This is a genomic window from Roseibium aggregatum (assembly GCF_014692675.1).
GTDB lineage: Bacteria > Pseudomonadota > Alphaproteobacteria > Rhizobiales > Stappiaceae > Roseibium > Roseibium aggregatum_C.
Genome location: NZ_JABFCZ010000053.1, coordinates 1 through 8810, shown reverse-complemented (window position 1 = coordinate 8810; position 8810 = coordinate 1). Strand labels below are relative to the sequence as shown.

6 protein-coding genes are annotated in these 8810 nt (G+C 58.5%); 4 read left to right on the top strand and 2 right to left on the bottom strand.

What is annotated here, in order from left to right; genetic code table 11:
• The first annotated feature begins 341 nt into the window (after positions 1–341).
• The 3 genes from HK439_RS25860 (at position 342) to HK439_RS25850 (ending at position 4745) form a co-directional block, all read left to right on the top strand.
• On the top strand, positions 342–653 hold the full coding sequence (locus tag HK439_RS25860) for an Hpt domain-containing protein (RefSeq protein WP_190294387.1): 312 nt from the start codon (positions 342–344) through the stop codon (positions 651–653).
• A gap of 43 nt (positions 654–696) precedes the next feature.
• The gene (locus HK439_RS25855; RefSeq protein ID WP_190294386.1) at positions 697–2001 is read left to right on the top strand and encodes a diguanylate cyclase domain-containing protein; all 1305 of its coding nucleotides are present in this window, start codon (positions 697–699) and stop codon (positions 1999–2001) included.
• 101 nt (positions 2002–2102) lie between these two features.
• Complete coding sequence (locus HK439_RS25850) at positions 2103–4745, top strand: ATP-binding protein (RefSeq protein ID WP_235988122.1); 2643 nt, start codon at positions 2103–2105, stop codon at positions 4743–4745.
• A gap of 103 nt (positions 4746–4848) precedes the next feature.
• On the opposite strand, the gene HK439_RS25845 is transcribed toward HK439_RS25850, so the two are convergent.
• Positions 4849–5226, bottom strand: coding sequence for a response regulator (locus HK439_RS25845; protein WP_190294384.1), 378 nt, complete (start codon positions 5224–5226; stop codon positions 4849–4851).
• Positions 5227–5259: 33 nt separating this feature from the next.
• Positions 5260–6972 carry a methyl-accepting chemotaxis protein gene (locus HK439_RS25840; RefSeq protein ID WP_190294383.1) on the bottom strand — a complete coding sequence of 571 codons (1713 nt, stop codon included), beginning with the start codon at positions 6970–6972 and terminating at the stop codon, positions 5260–5262.
• A 654-nt stretch (positions 6973–7626) separates the two neighbouring features.
• On the opposite strand from HK439_RS25840, the gene HK439_RS25835 reads away from it, so the two are divergent.
• Positions 7627–8565, top strand: coding sequence for an ABC transporter substrate-binding protein (locus tag HK439_RS25835; protein WP_419247605.1), 939 nt, complete (start codon positions 7627–7629; stop codon positions 8563–8565).
• The last annotated feature ends 245 nt before the right edge of the window (positions 8566–8810 follow it).

Here is an 8810-nt window from a genome sequence, read left to right as displayed (position 1 = left end):
GGCAACAGCGGCCCGATCACTTCCCATTCTTCGTCTGTAACGCCAATCCGCTCGCCCAAGGCTGCCTCCAAAAGCCAGCCTTGAATCAAGGTCCGAGTCCCCAGTCAAGCTTTGTCCACGAAGCCTAATAGGAAGGGTTATGGGGGAAAAAAGGAGCTAAACGTAAAAACTACCTAGGGGAAATACGGATAAAATTCATTGTCCCTTGATAAAAAAGGGGAAAAATTACTATACATTGTGAAAAGTGCTTATAAACATATAAGTGAAAACATGTATTTGTGCAATTTCGCGTTAATAAATACACTTTAACATAAATCCATATCTGCGGTTGAGGTGTCGATATGGTAGACGCATTTGACGGACGAATTACAGAGCTGACGGCAGCCTTCACGAAGCGGCTCGCCGCTGAATTGGACATGCTCGAGAAATTCGGCCAAGAGCTGGAAAACAGCGCCGCGGACGCGGCCATGTTCGATCGCGTTTGCCATGTGGTTCACCGGCTCGCCGGATCGAGCCGCGTCTTCGGCTTTGGCGAACTGACCGCTCCCGCACAGGAAGTCGAAACGCTCATCGCGAACAAGGCGGCGCCTGAACGGATTGCTGAGGGAACGCGACAGCTTGCCGATGACATTCGCCGGTCCATCAGTCACTGACCTGGTGGCCGGGCGGTGTGGCGCGTTTTTTCAGGATGGTTATATGACATTGGTTTCAATCGTAAAATCCGGCCATCCCAAACTGGACATCGCCGGTTCTTCTTCCGAGGCCAATGCCGGTCGGGCGGAAGGAAAACGCATTTTTCTCTTTGACCGCGACCCCCATCTGACGGATCTCAGCCAGAAGCTGAAGAGCCTGGGCTATGAGGTCACCAGCGGTCCTACGAGTGGCGACGGAGACAAATGTCTTGCCGCGGTGATCCACGAGGCGGCCGATCCCGGTCTCGAACTGGCGGCTTCCCTTGCCCCGGACCACAAGGTCATCGTTTTATGCGAAAGCAAAAGCTTCGAGTTCAAGCTGAAGGCGGTTCGCCTGGGCGTCTCCGCGGTGGTCGGGCTTCCGGTGGATCTTATCGAACTGGAAGGCTGGTTCTCCGATTTCGATCGCGATCAGGAGGCCGAATCCAAGGTGCTGATCGTGGATGATGACGACATCGTCGCCGAAGCCTGCGCTTTCGCCCTTCAGCAGCGCGGTCTGCGGACCGAAACCCTGTCCAATCCATTGAACACCGGACAGGTCGTGGACGACTTCTGTCCCGATCTGATCGTCATGGATCTGGACATGCCCGAGGCGAACGGACTGGATGTGGCGAAGGCCCTTCGGTTGTCGCGGCCGAATCTCTCCCTGCCGATCCTGTTCCTGTCTGCCGAACGGAATGAAGAAATCCAGCATGAGGCCCGGCAGATCGGCGGCGACGATTTCATCGCCAAGCCGGTCGATCTCACCACCCTGACGGACAAGATTTACATCCGGGTCTCGCGCGCACGGGACTTGCGCAAGATCATGGAACGCGACAGCCCGACCGGCCTGTTGAACCATGTGAATTTCAAGGAGCGGCTGGCCGCGGAAGTGGGGCGCTCCAGGCGCACCGGGTCGCCGATGGCTGTTTGCCTGCTGGATCTGGATCACTTCAAGGCGGTCAACGACACCTACGGCCACCAGGTCGGGGACCGGGTCATCCAGATGTTCGGCAATTGCCTGAGCGGGTCCCTGCGCAGCGTCGATGTGATTGCCCGATACGGCGGCGAAGAATTCGGTGTCATCCTTCTGGATGCGACACCGGAACAGGGTGCGCGGGTTCTCGACGGGATCCGCCGGAATTTCTCCAATTGCTTCCAGGATTCGGACCAGGGTCCTCCCACCGTGACCTTCAGCGGCGGTGTCTGCGGGCTTGATGATGCCGCCACGGTCGAAGGTCTGCTGGGGGCGGCCGACGAGGCGCTTTACGAGGCCAAGAGGCAGGGCCGGAACCGGATCGTTCTGCATTCGCAGCTTGAAAATCCGTAATCGGGACGAATTTCCCTGCGGTAGGGGACAGCACGATGAAATCAGGTTTGTCTGTTGAAAACGAACCGAAGGCGCCAGGCCGGACCCGACGCTTGTTTGCGATGTCCATGCAGGCCAGGATCATGGTCCTGGCCTTTTGCTGCGTGATCGTCAGCACCCTTGTGATCGGCACGATTGCCTACAATCGCATCCGGGAAGCGACGTTCGATCAGGCGGCGGAAAGACTGGCCGGTCAAACCAAGTTGATGGCGCAAAGGTTCCGTCTCGCCTATCGGGACATCGAGGAGGATCTTTTTGCCCTTTCGACCACCCCGCCTATCCGGGGGATTATCCGTGCGTCGGCAAACGGCGGCATCGACCCTTATGACGGATCGTCTCTGGAAAACTGGCGGTCCCGCCTGGCGGCGATCTTCGCCTCGATCATGCGCAATCGCCAAAGCTATTTCCAGATGCGGTTCATCGGTATTGCCGATCAGGGCAGGGAAGTCGTCCACATCGATCGTGTCGAGAACGGCGAAAGGGCAACGCCCACGAGCCTGTTGCAGCAAAAAATCGGCGAGCCCTATTTCGCCAGGGCAATGGACGGCGCGTCGGGAAAGGTGCTGTTTTCCGATGTCACGTATAATCGGGAATTCGGCGGCGTGGATCCGCGGAAAATCCCGGCGATCCGCGGGATGCTCCCCATCGACCGGCCTGACGGTACCCGTTTCGGGTTTCTCGTGATCAATGTCGATTACAAGAAAATGCTGCAGGCGACGTTCGAGGAACTGGCGCCGAACACCAACACCTTGGTGGTCAACGGATCCGGCGACTACATGCAGTACCTGAAAGATGGTCCCGTGAAGGAGCATCCCCTCGAGTTGCATGGCGCCTACACCAGGCCGGTTCCCCGAAGCGTGACGGAAACGCTTCGCTCGCCGCTGCAGGGCGGGTTGCTTCACGACAATGAAAGCGTGGCCTATTTCGTCAAGGAAAAAGGCAATATCGGCGCATCGGATTTCATTTCCGTCATTCTGCAGGTGACAGAAGATGAGCTCTATAGCGACGCGCGAAAGACCCGCAGGGAAGTGGTGCTGACCGGTATTCTTCTGATATTGGCCTGTCTTTCCATTTCCGTCCTGATCGCTCGGGCGATGATGGCGCCGCTGAACCGTCTGGTTGGTCTGGTGCGGGGCGTCGACGATCGCGAATTGCTGGCGAAGCTGCCGGTCGACCGCACGGATGAGGTCGGCGATCTTGCCCGCTCCCTGAAGGAGCGGACGCAGGCCCTGTTCGCTTCGGAAGCGCGCGCAGGCGCCATTGTCGACAACGTTCTGGACGGGCTTCTCCTGATTGGAGAAAACGGCATTATCGAACGCTTCAATCCCAGTTGCGAGCGCATCCTCGGCTACAAGGCCGAAGAGGTCATCGGCAAGAATGTAGCCATGTTCATGGAAGCCCCGTTGGCGGCGCGCCATGACGGGTTCCTGAGCGAATATGTGAACGGTCACGGCAGCGGCTTCATCGATACCAGCCGCGAAGTGGTCGCCGTAACCCGCTCGGGAGAGAAAATCCCGATCGAGCTGGCAATCAGCGCCCTGCGGCTCGAAGGTGCAGTCAAATTCAGCGGTGTCATTCGGGACATTCGCGACCGCAAGGAAATGGACCGCCTGAAGGCGGAGTTCGTCTCCACGGTCAGCCACGAACTGCGCACGCCGCTCACCTCCATCCGCGGTTCTCTCGGACTGATCGAGCGGCTCATGCCCGCAGAGCTATCCGAGTCTTTCCGTCAGATGGTGCATCTGGCGCGCAAGAACACCGAACGCCTGATCGTTCTCGTCAACGACATCCTCGATTTCGAGAAACTCTCCGCAAACAAGCTCGAATACGACATGAGCACGGCCGACGTGAACGCGGAACTGAAACAGGCCGCCGAACTCAATGCCGGGTATGCGGAAGAGCATGACGTTTCGATCGATCTGCGACTGGCTGACGAGGCGCTTCGGGTTTCGGTCGATGTCAACCGGTTCCAGCAGATCCTGGCAAACCTGATTTCCAACGCCATCAAGTTTTCCAGGCGCGGGGAAACCGTCGTCATCCGGGCAGAAGGGGTTGGCGATTATATTCGCATATCCGTCATCGATACCGGTGCGGGAATCTCCGACGCGTTCAAGGAAAACCTCTTCACGCCATTTGCACAGGCCGACGGGACATCGAGCCGGGAGAAGAGCGGTACCGGTCTCGGGTTGGCGATTACGAAACGGTTTGTCGAGGGTATGAACGGATCGATCGACTTTACAAGCCAAGAGGGCGTTGGAACCACTTTCCACGTCGAATTTCCTCAGCTGGAGGCCAGCGCTTCGATGGAAGCGCTGGAAAGGGCGGAAGGTGACGGCCGGCTGGTGGGCCTCCATATCGAAGACGACACCGATTTCTACAAAATCCTGGCAGCGAATGTCGACGACGATATCCTGCTGGTCCAGGCAAGGACGCTGGATGAGGCCCGCCGCCGGATGGCGGTTGACTATTTCGACGTTCTGATCATCGACATTTCCCTGGAGGATGGAAACGGTCTGACGATCCTCGATGAGCTCGGCGATGTGGAAAGGATGGTGGTCGTCGTCCTGACTGCCCTCGATATACAGATCGATGATCCCCGGGTGGACCTGATCGTGGTCAAGTCGCGAACCCGGCGCGGAGATCTGCCTGAGATGCTGCGCGACCTCACGGATCGGAAAATCCGGAAAAGGGCGGTCGCCTCCTGACAGCAGTCAATATGGCACCGGGGCATGGCCCCGGTAAACCGGTGCGTGTGTCACGTAGTTGTATGCAAGGCGCTGGAATGCGACCAGCCACGCCCGGACCGGATTACCCGTCTCTTGCAAGGAGTTGGGTGACGTCGTCTGCAAAGGTGATCGGCTCGAAGGGCTTGGCGATGGTGCCCAGGGCACCCAGGCCGGAAAGGTTTTCCAAATCGCTTCGCTGCGTCTTTGCCGTGACGAATATGACCGGAATATCGGCCGTTGCCGGATTGTCCTTCAGTTTCTGGCGCGTGGCCGGCCCGTCCATGACCGGCATCATCACGTCAAGCAGAATCACGTCCGGATTCCAGTCGACGGCGATGTCGATACCCTCGGCTCCACTGGACGCGTGCCGGGCATCGAACGTGCCGTCCAGCTTCAGGCACATGACGGCAATGGTGCCGATGTCTTCGTCGTCATCGATGTAAAGCGCTTTCAAGGACATATGGCTGTTTCCGTGGGTCTCGTGTTTCCGGTGTCAGGCAGCGGCTCTTCCGGTCTTGTGGCGCGCCTTGATGGCGCTTGCCAACTGGTCGAGCCCTTCGATCACTTGGCTGCTCGCATGGTCGAGCTTCTGCAGTGTCTCAAGCATGACCGTGGGGTCGTGCGCCTGCGCGGCCTCGAGCGCCGCCTTCGCATATGCGTGCACTTCCTGATGCGGGACGATCAGCGACTGGAACGCCGGCAGGGAACGAATGCTCTCATCCGTGATCTGGTCGTACCACTTGCCCAGGCGGCAGTGATGGTGGTCCGGAACATCGGCCACGTTCCAGTTGTCGGTCCCCAGGCACGTGTCGATGACGCGTTTCTTGAACAGCGCATGGTCGATTTTGGCCATGTAGCACAGGCCGACATCGGAATGGGCATCGAACAGCTGGTCGGCATTGGCCTTGAACTGGTTCGTGCTTGCGGTCATTGCCGATGCGATGGTCTTCACGTAATCGTGGCTGTCTGCGGCGAGGTTCGCCACGTCGCTGATGCTGAGCGCGATTTCACCGCTGGCCTCTTTCTGCTGGGAAAGCACGCCGGCGATTTCCGACATCCGGCCCGAAACGCTTTCCACCTGCTCTGCGAACCGGTCGATCTGCTCCGAGGTGCGGGCGATCGCTTCCTCGCTTTGCTCGACGGCTTCCGTCGAGGTCTGCATATTGGTCTGGATCGCCGACATGCCCTCGCGCAACGCCGCGATACGCCGGGCAATGTCGTCCGTGGACTGGGCCGTCTGGTTTGCCAGCTGTTTGACTTCGGAGGCCACAACGGCAAACCCCTTGCCGGCTTCTCCCGCGCGGGCCGCCTCGATCGTGGCGTTCAGCGCCAGCAGGTTTGTCTGCTGTGCAATCCCTTCGATCACGCTCAGCATCTGGCCGATCTGGTCGGAGGCCTCGGAGAGCTCGTCGACACTGCTGGAGGTTTCATGAACGGCCCGGGCGATGTTGGACACGACCGTCGACAGCTGGCCGATCGCCGTCCGCCCGCTTGAGACCGATGTATTGCTGTCCTGTGCTTCCTGGGCAGCGTTTTCACTGGAGGTGGCGATACTTTCGACCGAGGAGACGAGTTCGGTAGCCGCCGAGGAAATCGTCTGGCCGTTGTTTGCCACGTCATTCGAATTCCGCTGCAGGAACGCGAGCTGCAGGATCACCTTGTTGAAATCCGTAACCGAGTCGGCGAGCTTGCCAAGGCTTTCTGTCTTGCTTTCCAGTTCTTCGCTCAGGGCCTTCCGGACCAGGGCTTCCTCGTAACCGGTCTGGGACGCGGCCATGTCGGAGAAAAGCCGGAGGATCAATGTGCACAAGACGCCCTCGAGTTCTCCCTTGCGGAAGCGGTGCTTGCGGATGAGCTCCGGCACGAGTTTCATCAGCACCCAGCCATAGGCGCTGATATACCACACCGGGGACAGGCCGACGTGCAGGTGCGTCTTGCCGATCTCTTTCGATTTTTCCAAAGTGAGAGGCGAGAGTTCGTTCTGGAACAGCTCCTGCCAGTGGTTGAGCTGGGCAGCTTTCGCCGAGGCGGCCGTGCCGGCGTCCGGAAACAGCTCCCCCGCAGGAGACGCCAGGACGCGGGCATAAAATTCCTCGAGAACGTCAGGCAGTTTGCCGACGACCCCCTTTCTTATTTCGGCGGCCCGTTCCGGCCCCCGCATTGCGGACGACAGAAATTTTATTGCGGCATCACTGGCGATTTCCATCGGTATTCCCCCGTTTCACGGTTTCGGCCCGCCGAAACCGGAGCAATGCGTTTTCTCGCCCTCCGGAATCTCTGGAGAACTGGAAGTGGGAAAATTGTAGTCGTTAGAAATCTAATAAAGAATTACTCTGCGTCATTAAACATGTATTGGTTATTATCTATGCCTGTTCTAAGTAAAATTAACAGTGATATTGTGACAGTTTGGCCGAAAAGAGCGGCATAAAGGGTGTCGAAAGCAATGATGAGCTAGTAATTAATACTTATATTGGCGCTCGGTCGGGATGTTGGTTCAAAGTCACGGTATCGAATCGGCATGTGTGCCGGCCACATGCGGAAAACGTCAATTTTGCCTCTGATTAAAAATTCGCCTTGACCACAGGCTCGGCAGTTCCCTACGATTTCTTGACCAAATGGTCAGACGTTTTGCCCGCGCGAAAAACCAAAAACAGCGCAGGCATCGGATGGCCGGAGCGGATAGGCTGCCGATGGCGTGCGCGCACGTTCAAACGGCAGGGGCAGAATGCCTGCATTCGCTTCGTTGGTCTTGAAAGTTTCCGGAGAAGGGACCGGCCGGTCCCGACGAAAAAGGAGTAGGGGAATGGCATTGAAGGCTTTGAAAGCTCTGGCGGTTGCATCCGTATTCGGCGCAACGGTCATGGCGGGGGCTGCACATGCAGCCGATGAGCTGACGCTTCAGCTCAAGTGGGTCACCCAGGGCCAGTTCGCAGGCTACTACGTGGCCAAGGACAAGGGCTTTTACGACGAGGAAGGCCTCGACGTCACGATCAAGCCGGGCGGTCCGGACATTGCTCCGCCGCAGGTGATCGCAGGCGGTGGCGCGGACGTGATCATCGACTGGATGCCGTCGGCGCTTGCCAGCCGCGAGAAGGGCGTGCCGCTCGTCAACATCGCCCAGCCGTTCAAGAAGTCGGGCATGGAGCTGACCTGCCGCAAGGACACCGGCATCAAGTCGCCGGAAGACTTCAGGGGCAAGACCCTGGGCGTCTGGTTCTTCGGCAACGAATATCCGTTCCTGTCCTGGATGAGCCACCTCGGCATTCCGACCGAGGGCGGTCCGGACGGCGTGACCGTGCTGAAGCAGGGCTTCAACGTCGACCCGCTGCTGCAAAAGCAGGCCGACTGCATTTCCACCATGACCTACAACGAATACTGGCAGGTGATCGACGCAGGCATTCCGGCGGAAGACCTGATCGTCTTCAAGTATGAAGACCAGGGCGTCGCCACGCTGGAAGACGGCCTTTATGTGCTGGAAGACAGCCTGAAGGACCCGGCCATGGTCGACAAGCTCGCCCGTTTCGTGCGCGCTTCCATGAAGGGCTGGGCCTATTCGAACGAGCATCCGGACGAAGCCGCCGAGATCGTTCTTGAAAACGACGCCACCGGCGCCCAGACCGAAAAGCACCAGAAGCGCATGGTCCGCGAGATCAACAAGCTGGTCGACGGTTCCGACGGCACACTCGACATGGCCGCTTACGAGCGCACCGTGAAGTCCCTGCTGTCCGGCGGTTCCGACCCGGTCATCACCAAGGAGCCGGAAGGCGCCACCACCACGGTCGTCACCGACAAGATGTAAGCCGATCCACTGGATTGGCAAAGGAAAGGGCGCTCTTCTGAGCGCCCTCAGACTGCTGACAAACCCGTCGTTTTCGGCGGGTTTGTTTTTTTGGCTTTGGTTTTGTGGCGCTTGTCCGCGTTTTTGCGTTTGGTCCTTTACGCGCTGGTCTTTGTCACGCGGGAGCTTGTTTCGGAGCTTTGGTGAGTGCCATTGCGATCTTTTTGATGTTTTGGGCAGTGGCGGCGAGTAGGCACTGCACTTGT